19 protein-coding genes and 1 pseudogene are annotated in these 17,557 nt (G+C 41.7%); 15 read left to right on the forward strand and 5 right to left on the reverse strand.

The features are described 5' to 3' along the window. Positions 1-277: DUF1648 domain-containing protein (locus EDD59_RS14240; RefSeq protein ID WP_165920951.1), on the reverse strand; the 277-nt coding region annotated here is incomplete at its 3' end. Beyond that, complete coding sequence (locus tag EDD59_RS14245) at positions 264-542, reverse strand: autorepressor SdpR family transcription factor (protein ID WP_132383040.1); 279 nt, start codon at positions 540-542, stop codon at positions 264-266. The genes EDD59_RS14240 and EDD59_RS14245, both read right to left, overlap by 14 nt. A gap of 384 nt (positions 543-926) precedes the next feature. Between EDD59_RS14245 and EDD59_RS14250 the strand changes: the two genes are divergently transcribed. From EDD59_RS14250 to EDD59_RS14260, 3 genes and pseudogenes are all read left to right on the forward strand, one after another. Next, complete coding sequence (locus EDD59_RS14250) at positions 927-1,577, forward strand: HD domain-containing protein (RefSeq protein WP_243117442.1); 651 nt, start codon at positions 927-929, stop codon at positions 1,575-1,577. Positions 1,578-1,592: 15 nt separating this feature from the next. Beyond that, the gene (locus tag EDD59_RS14255) at positions 1,593-2,414 is read left to right on the forward strand and encodes a sialate O-acetylesterase (protein WP_132383042.1); all 822 of its coding nucleotides are present in this window, start codon (positions 1,593-1,595) and stop codon (positions 2,412-2,414) included. 165 nt (positions 2,415-2,579) lie between these two features. Continuing rightward, positions 2,580-2,897, forward strand: a pseudogene (locus tag EDD59_RS14260) (HD domain-containing protein); the annotation flags it as partial. A gap of 240 nt (positions 2,898-3,137) precedes the next feature. On the opposite strand, the gene EDD59_RS14265 reads toward EDD59_RS14260, so the two are convergent. Beyond that, a complete protein-coding gene (locus tag EDD59_RS14265) occupies positions 3,138-3,341 on the reverse strand; it encodes a cold-shock protein (protein WP_132383044.1) in 204 nt (67 codons plus the stop codon). A gap of 407 nt (positions 3,342-3,748) precedes the next feature. Here EDD59_RS14265 and EDD59_RS14270 point away from each other — a divergent pair, with 407 nt between their 5' ends. The 4 genes from EDD59_RS14270 to EDD59_RS14285 all read left to right on the forward strand — a co-directional run bounded on the left by EDD59_RS14270 (position 3,749) and on the right by EDD59_RS14285 (position 6,824). Beyond that, positions 3,749-4,603 carry a SatD family protein gene (locus EDD59_RS14270; protein WP_132383046.1) on the forward strand — a complete coding sequence of 285 codons (855 nt, stop codon included), beginning with the start codon at positions 3,749-3,751 and terminating at the stop codon, positions 4,601-4,603. Between the two features lie 10 nt (positions 4,604-4,613). Beyond that, positions 4,614-5,342 (forward strand): DUF3307 domain-containing protein, encoded by a 729-nt coding sequence (locus EDD59_RS14275; protein ID WP_132383048.1) that lies wholly within the window; start codon positions 4,614-4,616, stop codon positions 5,340-5,342. A 220-nt stretch (positions 5,343-5,562) separates the two neighbouring features. After that, positions 5,563-6,327, forward strand: coding sequence for an alpha/beta fold hydrolase (locus tag EDD59_RS14280; protein WP_207670414.1), 765 nt, complete (start codon positions 5,563-5,565; stop codon positions 6,325-6,327). Positions 6,328-6,479: 152 nt separating this feature from the next. Beyond that, positions 6,480-6,824: a GIY-YIG nuclease family protein gene (locus tag EDD59_RS14285; protein WP_132383052.1), complete on the forward strand. Its 345-nt coding sequence runs from the start codon at positions 6,480-6,482 to the stop codon at positions 6,822-6,824. A gap of 161 nt (positions 6,825-6,985) precedes the next feature. Here EDD59_RS14285 and EDD59_RS14290 read toward each other — a convergent pair whose 3' ends face one another. After that, positions 6,986-7,240, reverse strand: coding sequence for a GlsB/YeaQ/YmgE family stress response membrane protein (locus tag EDD59_RS14290; protein ID WP_132383054.1), 255 nt, complete (start codon positions 7,238-7,240; stop codon positions 6,986-6,988). Positions 7,241-7,255: 15 nt separating this feature from the next. Continuing rightward, complete coding sequence (locus tag EDD59_RS14295) at positions 7,256-7,501, reverse strand: CsbD family protein (RefSeq protein ID WP_132383056.1); 246 nt, start codon at positions 7,499-7,501, stop codon at positions 7,256-7,258. A 286-nt stretch (positions 7,502-7,787) separates the two neighbouring features. On the opposite strand from EDD59_RS14295, the gene EDD59_RS14300 reads away from it, so the two are divergent. The 8 genes from EDD59_RS14300 to moaA all read left to right on the forward strand — a co-directional run bounded on the left by EDD59_RS14300 (position 7,788) and on the right by moaA (position 17,555). Beyond that, entirely contained in the window at positions 7,788-9,059 is a 1,272-nt protein-coding gene (locus EDD59_RS14300) for a hypothetical protein (RefSeq protein ID WP_132383058.1), read from the forward strand. 280 nt (positions 9,060-9,339) lie between these two features. After that, the gene (locus EDD59_RS14305; protein ID WP_132383060.1) at positions 9,340-9,789 is read left to right on the forward strand and encodes a MarR family winged helix-turn-helix transcriptional regulator; all 450 of its coding nucleotides are present in this window, start codon (positions 9,340-9,342) and stop codon (positions 9,787-9,789) included. A 38-nt stretch (positions 9,790-9,827) separates the two neighbouring features. Continuing rightward, positions 9,828-12,242, forward strand: coding sequence for an ABC transporter transmembrane domain-containing protein (locus EDD59_RS14310; protein WP_132383062.1), 2,415 nt, complete (start codon positions 9,828-9,830; stop codon positions 12,240-12,242). Then, complete coding sequence (locus EDD59_RS14315; RefSeq protein ID WP_132383064.1) at positions 12,235-14,079, forward strand: ABC transporter ATP-binding protein; 1,845 nt, start codon at positions 12,235-12,237, stop codon at positions 14,077-14,079. The genes EDD59_RS14310 and EDD59_RS14315 overlap by 8 nt, the downstream gene beginning before the upstream one ends. A 77-nt stretch (positions 14,080-14,156) precedes the next feature. After that, on the forward strand, positions 14,157-15,500 hold the full coding sequence (locus EDD59_RS14320) for an alanine/glycine:cation symporter family protein (RefSeq protein WP_132383066.1): 1,344 nt from the start codon (positions 14,157-14,159) through the stop codon (positions 15,498-15,500). Between the two features lie 100 nt (positions 15,501-15,600). After that, positions 15,601-16,107 (forward strand): cyclic pyranopterin monophosphate synthase MoaC, encoded by a 507-nt coding sequence (gene moaC, locus EDD59_RS14325; protein ID WP_132383068.1) that lies wholly within the window; start codon positions 15,601-15,603, stop codon positions 16,105-16,107. Continuing rightward, positions 16,067-16,588 carry a molybdopterin adenylyltransferase gene (gene mog / locus EDD59_RS14330; protein WP_132383070.1) on the forward strand — a complete coding sequence of 174 codons (522 nt, stop codon included), beginning with the start codon at positions 16,067-16,069 and terminating at the stop codon, positions 16,586-16,588. Before moaC ends, mog begins: the two co-directional genes overlap by 41 nt. Further along, positions 16,560-17,555, forward strand: a complete 996-nt coding sequence (gene moaA / locus EDD59_RS14335) for a GTP 3',8-cyclase MoaA (protein WP_132383072.1) — start codon at positions 16,560-16,562, stop codon at positions 17,553-17,555. Before mog ends, moaA begins: the two co-directional genes overlap by 29 nt. Positions 17,556-17,557: the final 2 nt, after the last annotated feature.

The following is a 17,557-nucleotide window of genomic DNA, read 5'->3' on the forward strand; positions in this document are numbered from 1 at the left end:
AATAATAGGCTCCTCTCTGATAAGAATATTCATATTTAATTCTTTCCAGATTGGATCCATTTATTACCAAAGACACAAAATTTATGACACTACCCATTAAAACGGGCATCAGAAAAACGGCAGCAGACTTAGGCATCCAACCGTCGGCTTTTTCTCCGAATGTCCAATGTGTAGTCATTACATCCGGCAGATCTTTGTACAATGCAATTCCTGCCACCATTGGCAGCATACAGATTATCGTTGTAAGAGCAATCAATTTCGCATCAATTTTTTTCATCGTTTTTACCTCCAAGTTGATAGATCCAGACGAGAACATCCTCGAATACAGAAACATTCAGTTCATAATAAATGAAGTTCTTTTCCCTTGTTTCCGTAACCAAGCCGGCTTTTTTCAACACAGAAAGATGATGAGATATTGTTGCTCCTGTCAATTCGAAATGTGAGCCTATTTCTCCAGCAGACAATCGTTCGCTTTTCAATAGCTCAAGAATCTTTCTTCGTACCGGATCGGAAATGGCTTTCAGCGTTTCAGACATTCCCATGTATTTACCTCCACTATTTCGATAAACGTCTATTTAGATTTCTGCCTAAATAGTAACATGGAGCTCGGATGTGGTCAATAGATATTTTGATGATTTCCTAAATACTTGTAAAAAGTTTAGAATCTGTCCTTTGGGAGCATGGGCAAAAATGTTCTTGACTTCGGCACTGATTTCAGCAATATATGCTGTTTGAACTTTGAAGCTGTGTTTTTAAAAATATATTCTTGAAGTGTTTTGTAGGTTATGCTTTGTTTTGGCTTGTATGTCTTTGCTTTTTCAACTATACTGTTAAGAGGTCATTCCTACATAAGCTCCAAAATCCACAGTTACGTTGGTATGAGTTTGAAAAGGACTATTTTGGCAACGCTGTTTTGGAAGCAAGGGATGAAGACAAAAAGATTTGTTAATTATTTTGAGGATGAAAAGATGGATATTGGGAAGATAACGGACTTTATTGAAGAGGCGGAGCGCTTAAAAACGGTGACCCGTACTGCGAAAACAAGTGAGGGAAAAACGGAAAGTACGGCTGAACATTCCTGGAGGCTGGCACTCTTGGCCTGTGTCGTGGCAGATGAATATTCAAATTTAAATATGGAACGGGTACTCACCATGTGTCTGATTCACGATATCGGGGAAATTTATGAAGGTGACATTCCGGCAATCAGGCAGGTTGATAAAGTTCAAAAGTATGAGATCGAACTCAGAGCTGCCAAGAAAATCTTTTCCCTGCTTCCTGAAGAAAAGAGGAATCGTCTAATGGAAATCTGGAAGGAGTACAATGACTGCAAAACACCGGAAGCGAGACTGGTCAAAGCGCTGGATAAGGCGGAGACAATCCTGCAGCACAACCAGGGGAAGAACCCGGATGACTTTGACTATGGTTTTAACCTGTACTATGGTCAAGAGTTCTTTAATGATCCGAATTTAAAGGAATTGAGAACTTATCTGGATGAAAGGACCAGAGACAAAATATTAAAGGAAAATCCTGAATTTAAGCAGGCTGACTTAGTCCCTGTAATGGATATCAATATTTAGTAGATAGGAGAGAAAATGAAGTCATTTTTATTAATTGGTCAATCAAATATGGCAGGCCGTGGATTTATACATGAAGTGCCGCCAATTTATAATGAAAGAATTATGATGTTGCGAAATGGCAGATGGCAAATGATGACTGAACCAATTCATTTTGACAGATCAATTGCAGGCATAGGGCTTGCGGCATCATTTGCAGAGGCTTGGTGTAAGGATAATGAGGAAGAAAAAATTGGTCTTATTCCATGTGCAGAAGGCGGCAGCTCCATTGATGAATGGTCGGTAGATGGAACATTATTTCGTCACGCAATAAATGAAGCTAAATTTGCAATGGAAGATAGCGAATTGGCGGGAATACTATGGCATCAAGGGGAAAGTGACAGCCAGGATGGAAAATACAAAGAATATTATGAAAAAATACAAAGAATCTTTAATGAATTAAGAAGAAAATTATCTGTGCCTGATATTCCATTTATTATAGGTGGTTTGGGCGATTATTTGGGTAAGGCAGCATTTGGTGCAGGGTGCGTGGAACATCAACTCATTAACCAAGAAATTCAAAAATATGCACGAGGTAAAGATAATTACTATTATGTTACTGCTAAAGGACTTACATCTAACCCAGACGGTATCCATATCAATGCTATGTCACAGAGAATATTTGGCATAAGATACTATGAAGCATATCATAAAAAAGAGCATATATATGAGCCGTTAATAAATGAAAAAGAATTAGTGGATAAATGCCATAATAGGGTGAATACTGCAGCGGAAAAAACATACATGGCACTGGAAAAGTTTACCTTGGGAAGGATTTCTTATGAAGAGCTTATTACATAAAAGCGCTGCAGGAACTGGAACAGGTTTCATACGAACACCACTTTCTAGTGGTATAATGATATAGTCATTTCAAACGCATATGGATAACAAGGCGTGATATGAGAATTACATCTAAAATGCTACATAAAGATTTAAAGATGTAGGGGTCAAAAGGTATTTAAAGAAATTCCCTTTGGCATAGAGCATACTCTCAAAGTTTTGCAAAATGCAGAAGATATAATGAAAGGAGAAAATATCGGGGAGGAAGAAAAGGAGTTCATCAGTATTATTGCTATACTGCATGATATTGGTGCTGTTGAAGCACAAAAAAAATATGGTTCAATTGACGGTGTCTATCAAGAAAAAGAGGGGCCGGCAGTGGCTGGAGAAATACTTCAAAGGATAGGCTATGACAAAAATATTGATAGGATATGCTTTATAATAGGTAATCATCACACACCTTCTAAAATTGATGGAATAGACTTTCAAATACAGTGGGAAGCTTGCTAATGATCGCTTTCTCGCAGTTGAGGGAAGAAATAAGTGATTTTCCGGCGAAATGAGGGAAGTTCAATAACTATATCTCTTCGAACTCTAAGTTATTATAATATAGATTGAGCCGCCAAGGAATATATAGATAAACCCTGCCGGCCCGGCTGTTGTATTAATCATAGCTTTGACTAATTAATATACAGATTTTTAGTATCTAAATGTTTTTTGTTTTAGATACTATAGTGGAAAAGATTATGCAACACATACGTTTACAGCCTGTAAACCGCGATTTCCTTTTGTGATGTCAAATGTAACTGATTGACCATCTTCTAAGGATTTAAAGCCGTCCATGGCAAGACCTGAAAAATGTACGAATACATCCTCCCCATCCGCTTCATTAGTGATAAATCCAAATCCCTTTTGTGCGTTAAACCATTTTACTGTACCTTTATTCATGAAAGATACCTCCTAAATTTTATTATATTTCATAAAATAAAAAATCACATATCTTTTGTAAATCATCAATATAATAATGACTTACAAAAAATATGTGAAATCAAAACTTTATTTAAAATACTTTTATACTATAACATCTGATTAGATAAAAGTCAAGCAAGAATTTTTTCAGTACACTCGTTTCCGGGTCGGAAATCTTCTACTGGCATAACGATATAACAGACAACGTAAAAACATAAAAGCCTAAAAAGCTAGTAAAAGAGCAGCCTAATCGGATTGCATTTTGATATTGCAACTTATATGGGTTGCACTCATGCGTTTATGTGTTATAATATCTAGGAGAGGATTAAGTCCCAACTGGCTTTTTGGTACTGAAACCCTATACTTATATATTAGGAGGTGACAACATGAAAAATTACGCTGCGTTGATTATGGATTTGAAAAAATCTCGGGCATACTCGGTGGAGGATCGGAATTCAATACAAAACTATATCCTCTCTGTTATTCAATATTTAAATATTGTATTCTCCCTTGCGGTTATCCGGGAGGTTGAATTTAGTGCCGGGGATGAGATGCAGGGATTATTCAGCTCTCCGGAGGCAGCATACCTCTATTTTAGAATGTTCCGTATGATTGTTTTTCCTGTTGAAACCAGAGCTGGTATTGGTGTAGGTGTGTGGAACGTTAAAATTGAACATGCAAGCACTACAGCTCAGGATGGTCCCGTGTATCACAATGCGCGCCATGCTATTGAACATGCAAAGAATGCCCAGGGATACCCGGCGCTCCTTTATTCCGAAACAAAGAATGATGTATTTTTAAACACCCCGATTAATACACCTTTTGTTTTAACAAGTAAACACAGTGAATATCAAAATGAACTCATGCTGATGCTGGAGCTGCTCTATCCAATTAACTTTCAGCAGGTTGTTGATGACAGCAAAATTAATTTGATTTTTGAACTTGTCACATCAAAGGACAAGCTTAATTATTACACGAATTACAAAAAGAGAAGGGCATTTAAGAAATATCCCTTTGTCATGGCCCAATCTGCAAACTTAGAGCCCTTTCCAATAGAGGCGGCAAATAATCAAGAAGATTTTTATGTAGCTGCCGGGAAAAAGCGAGGAATGACGACACAGCTGTCTGAGATTTTGAATATAAGCAGACAAAGTATTGAGAAGACCTTTAAAACAGCAAATATATATGAAGCACGAAATTCTACTATAGCAGCATTACTGCTTATGGATAAATATTTATGAGAGGGCGGATATGATTATATATATTTTACTTATAGCACATTTCCTTGCTGATTTTACTTTTCAGCCTGTGGGATTGGCTCAGAAGAAGATAAATAACTTTAGACTCCTTGCAAGTCATTCGCTAATTTATGCAGGAATATTTTTTATGGCCGTTTTTCCTTTTGTGAAGTTTAATTATGCCGTCCCAACCTATATAATTATTACAATGGCTCACTTTCTGATCGACTGGCTCAGGACGTCACTGGACAGGAAATATACAAATAGAACATATAAATTCACATCTTTCATTGTGGATCAAATATTACATATTTTGATTATTGTCTCAGTAAGTTTCATATTTAGCTTAAATACACATATTAGCTTTATCTTCAGGAACTTGATGCAGTGGAATCTATTTGAGAATTTGATTATTTATTTTTTGATTTTTGTTATAATATGGGATCCGGCTGCTGTTTTCATAAAAAAACTGTTCTTATATATTAATGCTCAAGACAGCAATATTGGTGATAATAACGACCCTCAAATAGGCCGGATCATCGGGAAGCTTGAAAGAGTTATGATTTCGTCCTTAGTTTTATGCGGACAGTTGGGAGCAATAGGATTTGTATTGACTGCAAAAAGTATCGCCCGTTATAAACAACTTGAGGATAAAGATTTTGCAGAAAAATATCTCGTTGGTACGTTGACAAGTGCGACAATTGCATTTCTGACCACCATCATATTAAAACATTTACTATAATACAGTGAAGTGAAGTGAAGTCAAGACAATGACGGAACTGTAATGATTTTGGCAACTGTTGTTTTAACGGTATTTGACAGGAAAGGTTTGGTATAGATATATGTGGGTATTTATAATAATCGTTGTTTTTATTCTGTATTTGTTGATACAGGGGATAAGATGTTCACTTTCAGTTGTCAGAGGCAGGAAAAGGATTGCCTCCTATGGAGCAAAAACGGCTGTGCTTAGTTATGGAAAAATGACTTATGTGGATAAAGGGCAGGGTGAGGTTATCCTGTCTGTGCATGGCATTTTCGGAGGGTATGACCAGGCCTTTGATACTTGCAGGCCTTTCCGGTCTGACTACAGAATACTGGCACCATCGAGGTTCGGATATCTGGGAAGTGATGTTTTAGGGGAGGGTACGCCTGCCGAGCAGGCAGCTGCATTTGCAGAATTGCTGGATAATCTGGAAATTGAAAAAGTATTTGTGCTGGCAACATCCGCCGGAGGAAGCCCTGCAATTCGCTTTGCACTGGATTATCCGGAACGGACAAAAGGGTTGATTTTATATTGCTCCGCAATGCCTTTTGCTGAAAAACCGGAGAAATATGGGAAATATGCAGGTCCGCCTAGGTTTTTGTGTAATGATTATGCAATGTTTCTGCTGAGTCCTCTGTTCGGACCAATCATGGGAATGAACCCATCGACAATTTACAGCATGCTTCCAATTAGTGACAGAAAGTACGGTGTGGTACTGGATGCGTCTGTTACTAATCTGGATATGGCCAGAAACTATGACAGCTATCAAATTGAATCTTTACAGGTGCCTGTACTTATCTTTCATGCTGAGGACGATAAGCTGGCAAGTTTTAAGGATGCTGAGAAAGTGCTGCACCGCTTCCCAGAGCATAAATTTGTTCCCTTTGCAACAGGTGGGCATTTAATGACCGGCCATACAGAAGAAATCAAGAAAGCAACCAGAGAGTTTGCAAATAAAACTTGATATTTCCATTTTCGATTGAGTCTACGGTGCGTGGATTGCTTTCCATAACTATATCATGTATACTGATCCTCGCGGCAGTCGCCAAATGGAAATGCAAGCATTTCCGCGTGGCTCGTTGCTCGCGGGAATAAATAATTCATGAGGTGAGAAGAATGGACACAGGCAGAAAAAAATTACTTAAAGAAGAGTATAAGTTGAGGCGGCCGGAGATGGGGATTATTTCCTACCGGTGCAAATCAACAGGCGAATCTTTTCTTGGCATTTCCAAAGATACGAAAGCAAGTTTCAACAGCAATAGCTTCAAATTATCTTCCGGCAGGCACCCGAATAAGAATTTGCAGGAGCTTTGGACTCAATATGGGGAAAATGACTTTGAGTTGTCTGTTGTAAAAGTTTTGAAATATAAAGATCCGGCGGATGACTACACTGAAAAACTGGAAAAATTGTTTGACCAATGTCTGACAGAAAATCAGGATGCGAAGAGGATTTGGAAATAAATTGGCGGCATTCGCCTGTATCCTCAGCAAGCTCCTGCCGTCCACATCCCAATAAGTGCAGGCGGCAGGCTATACTTGTACTGGGGGCGTTGCAAAATAGATGAGGAATCATCTATGGAGCTGCGCTCCTTGACTAAAAATCAATGAATTTGCAAAAGCCCTCATTTTCTTCTGTTTATTGCATTGATAATGGCAAGCAGGATGACTGCTCCCAAAACGGAAACGAGTAGGCTCCATATATTGAAGCCGGTTACTCCGGTACCTCCGAAAATGCCCATGATAAAGCCTCCCAGCAAGCCGCCGATAATGCCGACTATTATGTTGGCGAAAGCACCCATCTTCCTATTATTGCCGGTCAGCATACTGGCAATCCAGCCTGCCAGGGCCCCAATGATAATCCAACTTAGAATGCCCATAAAGGAATCACCTCACTATTTATTATCTTTATTTTTCGCTTTGTCTAGTTTCTGTTCCAAGGTTTCCAGCAGATCATTTAATTCTGCTGCTGTTTTTTGCTTTATTTCCTTTCCTGTATCGGAAGCTGTTTCAGATAGTTTTGATGCAATCTGTTCTACCTTTCCTTTCAGCTCCAAAGTCTCAGAGTCTGTGATTTTTCCTGCTGCTTCTTTCAGCCTTCCTTTTACCTGTTCTAGTTTCTTTTCTAAATCATTCGCCATAGCGCGGCCTCCTTCATTGTTGTAAAGTTTAGAATTAAAATTTGTCAACTTGATGTGGTTTCATATGTTCTATTATACTATAATTGACAGACTAGTAAAGAAAAAACACAAAAAATATTATGAATTTGATGAAAAACGTTAAGTTTAATGACAAAGAATATCCATAATTTGACACACAAACAAATGGTTGATATAATAAAAATTATTAATTAAAATAATAGTATGCAGGAAATAGTGTATATTATTCACTGGTAACAAACAAAGTTTCGGAAAAGGAGTGGGTAAATTGCCAAATGAAGAAACGATAAAAGTAGGAATTGGATTTGCAACAGGACGGAAAACCTTTCGGAAGGTTTTGAAAACGAATATACTGAGCTGGCGTGAAGGCGGAGTGGCACAAAATGAGAACATCAGTCTGAACTTGTTTGTAGCTTATGACTTAAAGTATGCTAACACCAAGGTGACAGACTATACCAACATTCCGCAGCGCTTGCTGAAGGATTTTGACGGTACATATTTTCTGGGAAAAACAACAATGAGCAGTGAAATCCGCAACCTGGTAAGTACGGGGGCTCTATCCCCGGAAGAAGCACAGCTGTTCTTCCGGGGAGGATATGCGGGGCAGCGAAATATGGTGCTTTATTGGGCCATGAAGAAGCAAATGGATTACCTGTTGTTTCTGGATGATGATGAATATCCTATGGCAGTTACGAATACCCGTGACTGGGCAGTCTGGAGTGGTCAGCATGTTCTGCGCTCTCATCTCAGATATATGCTGGATACCGGAGCAAACATTACCAACGGATATCATTGCGGTTACATTTCCCCAATCCCTTCTATTGAATTTAATAATCAATTAACAAAAGAAGATTTTCGGGTTTTTATTGAGGCAATCAGCAATGACATTATTAATTGGGAGTCGCTGGAGGCTTTGATGCGCCAGGGCGGTGTCACTTATGCAGAACCGTCGATATTGACGGGCAGAGGGTATGAAGAGATTCCTTTGGTCAATCAGTGCAGATTTATTTCGGGTTCTAATCTGTGCATCAACTTAAAAGACAGTACCCGGGTACATCCATTCTACAATCCCCCTGGAGCACGGGGGGAGGATACTTTTTTAAGCACCCTGCTGGGAGACAGTAAAGCTCTTAGAATTCCCTGCTATACCTTCCATGACGGATTTGCTGCATATGACCAGCTAATGGACGGCGTGCTGCCCATTCGCCTCAGACCGGTCTGCACAGATATGGATTTTGTAATTGAGCGTTTTCGGAGGGCCTGTGTAGGCTGGGTTCGCTATAAACCGCTGTTACTTTACCTTACACAGCGCGATACATATGAAAGTCAGATTGAAGATATGCGTCTTCAGCTGGCCGCAACACTGCCGAAGATTACTTCTTATCTGAGGTGTGAAGACTTTATGGATATTTCAAGAGAGTTGGACTGTTACCATCAAAATGTTAAGCTGCATGCCATGCAGTTCCAGAAAACCATTGAAACCTGGGGAAAGCTGGTTTCCTGGCTGGAAAGCGAAAGAAAAAGCCCGTTCATGCAGTAATGACTGTAGTTTGCTGAAAGTCAATGAGACTGCACACTTGTGAGAGCCTGGTGAGCCGGACTCTCCTTTTTAATGAAATTTCTTATCTCTGCACTCGCATGAGATTAGTTTACCAAACTAATTAAAATAATGGCAGTATTGTTAAAAAAATGTGAAAAATAAAAAATAGTGTTGACATATTTATATAATACTACTAATATATCCGTTAGACATCTAATTAGTTTGCTTTGGCGAAATGCTTAGAGACTTTGAAATTCAGAGGTTGTGGAAGGAGGAAATAATGGATTGCGATATTAATCGTGTTCCCACTATAGGGCTCATGAGCCGGATTATGCACATGAGTATGGATAAGGTAAGAATTCTATTTGAGCAGTATGATTTAAAACCAGGTCAGGCTGGGATTCTGTTTATGTTAGATCATAAAGGGCAAATGTCTCAGCGGGAGATGGCAGCTTTAATGAATGTTACACCGCCATCTATCACTACGGCTATCCAGAAGATGGAGAAGATGGGGTTTATTAAACGCAGATTGGATGACAAGGATCAGAGAATCATGCGCCTCAGCCTGACGGAAAAGGGGAGAGAGTGCGTCAAGTATACAAAAGAAGTAGCGATGAAAATGGATGAAATCCTGTTCAGAGACATGAGCCAGGAGGAGATAATGCTATTTCGCAGGCTGCTCTTACAGGTGGAGGAGAATCTGAAAGTGGCAGGCGGCTCTCCAACATAGGATATTAGACAGAATATTAATACAGAAAGGGATATACTATGAAGAATTTATTTAAGTATATTGGGGAGAACTGGAAAGCTATGATTGCGATCCTGGCAGTGCTCATTATACAGGCATATTGCGATTTATCGCTTCCCGGCTATACTTCTGACATTGTAAATGTGGGAATTCAGCAGGGAGGCATCGATGAATCAATACCGGATGCGTTGGCCCGGGAAGATATGGATAAGCTCCTGCTGTTTGTTGAAAGTAAGGATGCTGATATAGTAAAAGATGCATATGAACTGACAGACACAGGTTATGACTATGATGGCTCTGTGTATGTTTTGAAAAATAAAGTGGCGGAAGATGAAGATAAAGTTTCCGAATTATCCGATATTCTTGGAAAACCAATGTTGTTTGTGACCGGAATTGAGTCCGGAAGTGATATGACGGCGAAGCTGGAAGACTCCATGAAGAAGAATATAAAGACATCTATTACTGAGCAGGCACAGAAAAAGGTGGATGAGGCTGCAGCCCAGATGACCGATGAGCAGAAAGCTGCCCTGGCGGTAAGCCCCGAACTTGCCAAGAAACAGGCGGAGGCTGAGAAACAAGCCCAGGCTCAGATAGATGACCAGCTGAAAAAAGTTGACGCTGCGGATATGTATGAGTTATTTGAAATGATTCCCGATGGACAGCGTACGGAAGTGGTAGAGCAGATAGAAGACAAACTGTCTGATATGCCGGATGCGATGATAGACCAGGCAGCAACTGTATACATTAAGGATGCATATAAGAATCTGAACATGGACACAGATAAGCTGCAGAATCACTATCTGCTGTCAACAGGGGGCAAGATGATAAGTCTGGCGCTTCTTGGAATGATTGCCAATATTCTGGTTGGTTTTATGGCATCCCGGGTGGGAGCCTCTACGGGACGCAGGATGAGGAGCAGAGTATTTAAGAAAGTTGTAGGGTTCTCAAACAATGAATTTGATAAGTTCTCTACAGCATCACTGATTACAAGGAGTACGAACGATATTCAACAGGTCCAGCTTCTGACGGTTATGCTGCTGCGTATGGTACTGTATGCGCCGATTATGGCTATAGGCGGTATTTATAAGGTGTTCCATACCAATGTTTCCATGTCATGGATTATCGGGCTTGCGGTTGTGCTAATTTCTCTGGTAGTTATATTTCTCTTTGCAGTGGCAATGCCCAAGTTTAAGATATTACAGAATTTAGTAGATAAATTGAATCTGGTAACGAGAGAGATTTTGACGGGCCTTCCGGTTATCCGTGCTTTCTCAACGGAAAAACATGAAGAAGAGCGTTTTGACACAGCAAATAGAAACCTGACAAGAACCCAGTTGTTTGTAAACCGCGCGATGACTTTTATGATGCCGATTATGATGCTGGTTATGAACGGAATTGCTGTGTTGATTGTTTGGACAGGAGCACATGGAATCAATGACGGCGAGATGCAGGTTGGAGACATGATGGCGTTTATCCAGTACACCATGCAGATTATTTTCAGTTTCCTGATCTTAAGTATGATTTCTGTTATGCTTCCCAGAGCGGCAGTATCAGCAAACCGTATTGAGGAAGTGCTGAAAAGCGAGACAATAATCCGTGACCCTGAAACTCATAAAGAATTACCGGAAAAAACGAAAGGAGTTCTCAGGTTTAACCATGTATGTTTCCGCTATCCGGGGGCAAATGAGGATGTGCTCCACAATATTGATTTTGAGGCGGAGCCGGGTCAGACAACGGCAATTATCGGCAGTACAGGAAGCGGCAAATCAACGCTGGTAAATTTGATTCCCAGATTTTATGATGTGACAGAAGGCAGCATCACACTGGATGGAGTTGATATCCGCCATGTAACGCAGCATGATTTGCGCGATAAATTAGGGTATGTCCCGCAAAAGGGAGTCCTATTTTCCGGAAACGTAGCTTCAAACATTATGTACGGCAACCCACAGGGGAATGAAAGCGAGATGATAGAAGCGGCCGAGATAGCACAGGCTGTAGAGTTTATCGAAGGGAAACCCAAAAAATACGAAAGCCCAATTTCCCAGGGCGGAAACAATGTATCCGGAGGACAGAAACAGCGCTTATCTATTGCAAGGGCCATTGCAAAACATCCCGATGTCTTTATTTTCGACGACAGTTTTTCTGCATTGGACTATAAAACAGATATTGCCCTGCGGAAAGCTCTGAAGGAGAAGACTGCAGATAGCACTGTGTTGATTGTTGCACAGCGTATCAGCACTATTTTGCATGCGGAGCAGATTATTGTTCTGGATGACGGTGAAATTGCCGGAATAGGGACACATCAGGAACTACTGAAAAATTGTGGAGTATATCGGCAGATTGCAGAATCTCAGCTTTCAGAAGAGGAAATAAAAGCGGGGATGGAAGATGTCTGTACAGACCATGCAGGAAAGGGGGACGGCAGCCATGAGTAGAGAGACAAAAGCGCCCAAAAGAAGAATGGGCGGTCCTATGGGGCAAATGGCTCCGGGAGAGAAGGCAAAGGATTTCACCGGGACTTTGAAAAAACTGGTCGCCTACATGGGAAAATACAAAATTCAGTTGATTTTTGTTGTCATATTTGCTATTGGAGGAACAGTCTTTGATATTGTCGGTCCTAAAATTCTTGGAAAGGCAACAACAGAAATTTTTAATGGTCTGGTGAGCAAAGTATCCGGCGGAGATGGCATGAATTTTGGAAAAATCGGACGGATCCTCATTTATACTCTGAGTCTCTATCTTGTCAGCGCCTTATGTTCGTTCGTACAGGGGTATTTGATGACAGGAATATCACAAAGGATGACATACCGGCTGAGGAAGGAAATTTCCGAGAAAATCAACAGGATTCCCATGAATTATTTTGATAAAAGGACACATGGTGAAGTGCTTTCACGTGTGACAAATGATATTGATACATTGGGACAGAGCCTGAATCAGAGTGCAACGCAGCTGATTACATCCACTACCTCTATCATAGGTGTGTTTGTGATGATGCTGACAATCAGCCCACTGATGACAGTTGTGACACTCCTTATCCTTCCTCTTTCCGTAGTGTTTATTTCCGTGGTTATGAAACATTCCCAGAAGTATTTCCGCGGACAACAGGAATATCTGGGAGAGGTAAACGGTCAGGTGGAAGAAGTCTATGGAGGGCACAGTATCGTCAAGGCCTTTAATAAAGAAAAAGATGTATTGGAAGAATTTGAAGAAACGAATAACAAGCTATATGATTCTGCATGGAAATCTCAGTTTATATCCGGTATCATGATGCCTATTATGCAATTTATAGGGAACCTTGGGTATGTTGTGGTGGTTATTCTGGGAGGTTATCTTGCAGCTAAGAAAACAATTGAGGTCGGGGACATCCAGTCCTTTACTCAATATGTAAGGAGATTCACCCAACCAATTCAGCAGCTGGCACAGGTATCAAACCTGTTGCAGTCCACGGCAGCGGCATCCGAGCGTGTGTTTGAATTCCTGGAAGAAAAGGAAGAAGACCAGACGGTAGAAAATCCAGTGTCTGTAGAAGGCCTCCAGGGCAATGTAGAATTCGACCATGTGCATTTTGGATACAATGAAGACAAAATCATTATCAATGATTTCTCGACAAAGGTGCAGGAAGGCCGGAAGATTGCTATTGTAGGGCCCACAGGAGCCGGAAAAACAACAATGATAAAATTATTGATGCGTTTTTATGATGTTAATGCCGGAGCCATACTTGTAGACGGACATGATATAAGAGACTTTAACAGGGGGGAACTGCGCCAGATGTTTGGAATGGTGCTTCAGGACACATGGTTGTTCCACGGAACCATAAGAGACAATATACGTTATGGAAAACTGGATGCAACAGAGGATGAAATCATTGAGGCAGCAAAGGCAGCCCATGTTCACCGCTTTGTCCAGACACTTCCCGGTGGATACGATATGGAATTGAATGAAGAAGCAAACAATATATCTCAGGGCCAGAAGCAGCTGCTGACTATCGCAAGAGCTATCCTGGCTGATCCGAAGATACTGATACTGGATGAAGCCACAAGTTCTGTAGACACCAGGACTGAAGTACAGATACAGAAAGCCATGGATACTCTGATGAAGGGAAGAACTAGCTTTGTAATCGCGCACCGGCTCTCTACCATACGGGATGCCGACCTGATACTTGTTATGAAGGACGGGGATATCGTAGAACAGGGAAATCATGAAGAACTCATCCGGAAAAACGGATTCTATGCAGAATTGTATAATTCACAGTTTGAGAAAGCGGCAAGCTAAAGCTTTTGAGTAATATAATGATAAAGTAAGAAAGATTATCATATATATATTATTGATATTTATTTACGGAGTTAAATATGGGATCATTCTTACAAATTATAAAATCAGTTACTGGGTACTTATGGGGATTTCCGATGTTGGTAATTCTTCTGGGTACCCATTTATATTTTACTATCCGGCTTGGTTTTATCCAACGAAGGATTCCTAAAGGAATCCGACTCAGCCTTTCGAAAAAAGAACTGGGGGACAATGGTATTTCACCTTTTTCGGCCCTGGCCACGGCGTTGGCTGCAACTATAGGGACCGGGAATATTATAGGCATTTCAGCGGCGATAGCAATCGGAGGCCCGGGAGCGGTGTTCTGGTGCTGGATGACAGGGGTACTTGGCATCGCAACCTGCTATGCGGAATGTTTTTTGTCTGCAAAATATAAAGTGAAGGGTACGGATGGTTCTTATACGGGCGGACCTATGTATGTTATGGAAAAGGTGCTCCATCAAAAAAGTGCGGCAGTGATATTTGCAGTGAGTACTATTCTCGCATCCCTGGGAATGGGCAGCAGTGTCCAGGCTCATTCTATACGTGCGGCAGTTCAGGTGCAGTATCCGGCATCTTCTTCCATAATCGGAATTGTGGCGGCATTTCTGGTGGGGGCTGTAATACTTGGAGGGGCAAAGCAAATTTCTAAGGTGTGTACATATCTGGTTCCGCTCATGAGCCTTTTTTACTTTGGGGGCTGCCTGCTTTTGATCTGGATAAATAGAGCTTATCTTGGAGCGACGTTTGCAGTCATTGTACGTTCTGCTTTTACTTCAAAATCGGTTGTCGGCGGACTTGCAGGAACTGCTGTGATGGTGGGAATGCGGACGGGAATTTCGAAGGGACTTTTTACGAATGAGGCGGGCTTGGGCTCTATCCCTATGACTGCAGCCGCTTCCAGAATAGAATCTCCGGTGAAGCAGGGATTGATTTCCATGACAGGCCCCTTCTGGGACACTGTTGTAATGTGTGCGATTACCGGGATTGCCATTGTAAGCAGTATGCTTCGGGAACCGGAGATGTATGCAAAAGCAGCGGACGATCAGCTCTGTTTTCTGGCTTTCGCCGGACTGCCTGTGAACGGAAGCCTGCTGTTATCCATATCACTGGTGCTTTTCGCATATGCATCTATTATAGGGTGGAGCTATTACGGGGAATGTGCGGCACAGTATCTCTGGGGAAAAGAAAAAATCCTTCCATATAGGATTGCATACATAGCAGCGGTATACTTTGGAGCAGTCATGTCACTGGATGCTGTCTGGACAGTGTCGGACTTGTTCAACGCCCTTATGGCACTGCCTAACATACTGTGTATTTGGATGCTCAGAAAAGTGATTATACGAGAGACAAGGAGAGGAATAGAAACAAAAATCAAATGCTGAAAATATATTCAAGAAAGCTTTTCGGATTTACAAAAAGAGTTCCTGTGTGCTAGAATAAGAGAGCAAGTTATATTGACATATAACAAGGGGGAAGTCATTTATGGGACTAACGCATTTTGATGAAAACGGAAAGGCTGTCATGGTGGATGTGACCGAGAAGGCGGACACTGTTCGTACGGCCACGGCTACAGGCAGGATTGTTGTAAATAAAGAGGTTTATGATGCCATATGTGGGGGCACCGTGGGAAAAGGTGATGTGCTGGGAGTTGCCGCCACAGCGGGGATTATGGGTGCAAAGAGGACAGCGGAGCTGATTCCTATGTGCCACATTCTTCCCATTACAAAGTGCAGAGTGACTTTTGATATGCTGCCGGGAGAATATGCAATACAGTGTTACTGTACAGTAAGGGTAACAGGAAAGACCGGAGTGGAGATGGAGGCCCTGACGGGGGTCAGTACGGCACTTTTAACGGTATACGATATGTGTAAGGCATTGGACAAGTCTATGGAAATCAAGGAAATTTACCTGTGCCGGAAGACCGGCGGGAAGAGTGGTGATTATTGCCATGAAAAAAAGATGGAAAACAGCGATTATAACGCTGAGTGATAAAGGCTATGCTGGGGAGAGAGAGGATAAAAGCGGACCTCTCATCCTAGAGATGATAGAGGAGGCTGGATATGAAGCGGCAGAGGTGGTCCTGCTCCCTGATGAACAGCAGATGATTGAAGAAAAATTAATAGAGCTCTGCGATAAAAAGCATATGGATCTGATCCTGACTACAGGAGGGACTGGATTTTCCCCAAGGGATTGCACCCCTGAAGCGACTCTGGCAGTTGCCACCAGGAATGCACCGGGAATTGCCGAGGCCATGCGCTATGCCTCCCTTCAGATTACCCCCAGGGCAATGCTGAGCCGGGCGGCGTCTGTCATCAGGAACCAGACACTGATCGTGAACCTCCCGGGAAGTCCAAAGGCAGTGAAAGAGAATCTGGAGTGTATTATACAGTCCCTTCCACATGGATTGGAGATTATGAAGGGCATGACAGGAGAGTGTGGTCGTGAAAGATCAATACAATCGAAAAATTGAATACTTAAGAGTGTCAGTGACAGACCGGTGCAATCTGCGCTGTGTATACTGTATGCCCAAAGACGGAATTAAACAGGTAGCTCACAATCAGATACTGACCTACGATGAAATTATAAGAATATGCCGGATATGCGCCGGTGAAGGTATATCGAAGATTAAATTGACAGGAGGAGAACCCCTGGTGAGAAAAAACTTAAGCGAGCTTCTGTGCAGGCTAAAAGGGCTTGAGGGGGTTGAGCAGGTGACACTGACGACAAATGGAGTGCTTCTGACAGAGCAGATAGAAGATCTTGCAGCAGCAGGGCTGGATGCCGTGAACATCAGTCTGGATACGCTGGATTCCAGCCAATACAAAGCAATCACAAGGCGGGATGAACTTGATAAAGCCTTATTCGGGCTGAAGACAGTTTTGAAGTATCCAAATATCTCTGTGAAGGTGAACTGTGTCATTCTCCCGGGGATTAATGAAACACAATGGATTCCGCTGGCCGGGCTGGCTGCAGAGAAGCATGTGGATGTCCGTTTTATAGAAATGATGCCTATAGGGCTTGGCAAATCCTATCCGGGCAGCAGCCAGCAGGAAGTACTGGAGAAGCTGGAAGAAGCTTATGGGAAGCCAGAAGCTTTATCCGGCAGGTTTGGCAACGGACCTGCCGTTTACGTTGGGTTTCCGGAATTTTGCGGGAAGGTAGGATTTATCAGTGCAGTTTCCCACCAGTTTTGCGGAGAATGCAACAGAGTACGTCTGACGGCGGAAGGATTCTTAAAACCATGTTTACAATATTCCACAGGGGAAGATTTGAGAAAACTGCTGCGGGACGGTGCAGCGGATAAAGAACTGAAAGATGTAATAAAAAAAGTAATATTTGAAAAGCCCCGGTGTCATCGGTTTTCTGCCGCAGAAAATGCAGAAGAGAATACAGAAGATAATTTGGAGCTAAAGCAAATGTCAAGTATTGGAGGTTGATT

The organism is Muricomes intestini (assembly GCF_004346165.1).
In the GTDB taxonomy this organism is placed as follows: Bacteria; Bacillota; Clostridia; order Lachnospirales; family Lachnospiraceae; genus Muricomes; species Muricomes intestini.

Bases quoted from the DNA above. Each gene is read 5' to 3' on its own strand.
- EDD59_RS14245 (WP_132383040.1), bottom strand. From the start codon at position 542: ATGGGAATGTCTGAAACGCTGAAAGCCATTTCCGATCCGGTACGAAGA.
- EDD59_RS14250 (WP_243117442.1), top strand. From the start codon at position 927: ATGAAGACAAAAAGATTTGTTAATTATTTTGAGGATGAAAAGATGGAT.
- EDD59_RS14255 (WP_132383042.1), top strand. From the start codon at position 1,593: ATGAAGTCATTTTTATTAATTGGTCAATCAAATATGGCAGGCCGTGGA.
- EDD59_RS14265 (WP_132383044.1), bottom strand. From the start codon at position 3,341: ATGAATAAAGGTACAGTAAAATGGTTTAACGCACAAAAGGGATTTGGA.
- EDD59_RS14270 (WP_132383046.1), top strand. From the start codon at position 3,749: ATGAAAAATTACGCTGCGTTGATTATGGATTTGAAAAAATCTCGGGCA.
- EDD59_RS14275 (WP_132383048.1), top strand. From the start codon at position 4,614: ATGATTATATATATTTTACTTATAGCACATTTCCTTGCTGATTTTACT.
- EDD59_RS14285 (WP_132383052.1), top strand. From the start codon at position 6,480: ATGGACACAGGCAGAAAAAAATTACTTAAAGAAGAGTATAAGTTGAGG.
- EDD59_RS14290 (WP_132383054.1), bottom strand. From the start codon at position 7,240: ATGGGCATTCTAAGTTGGATTATCATTGGGGCCCTGGCAGGCTGGATT.
- EDD59_RS14295 (WP_132383056.1), bottom strand. From the start codon at position 7,501: ATGGCGAATGATTTAGAAAAGAAACTAGAACAGGTAAAAGGAAGGCTG.
- EDD59_RS14305 (WP_132383060.1), top strand. From the start codon at position 9,340: ATGGATTGCGATATTAATCGTGTTCCCACTATAGGGCTCATGAGCCGG.
- EDD59_RS14310 (WP_132383062.1), top strand. From the start codon at position 9,828: ATGAAGAATTTATTTAAGTATATTGGGGAGAACTGGAAAGCTATGATT.
- EDD59_RS14315 (WP_132383064.1), top strand. From the start codon at position 12,235: ATGAGTAGAGAGACAAAAGCGCCCAAAAGAAGAATGGGCGGTCCTATG.
- EDD59_RS14320 (WP_132383066.1), top strand. From the start codon at position 14,157: ATGGGATCATTCTTACAAATTATAAAATCAGTTACTGGGTACTTATGG.
- moaC (WP_132383068.1), top strand. From the start codon at position 15,601: ATGGGACTAACGCATTTTGATGAAAACGGAAAGGCTGTCATGGTGGAT.
- mog (WP_132383070.1), top strand. From the start codon at position 16,067: ATGAAAAAAAGATGGAAAACAGCGATTATAACGCTGAGTGATAAAGGC.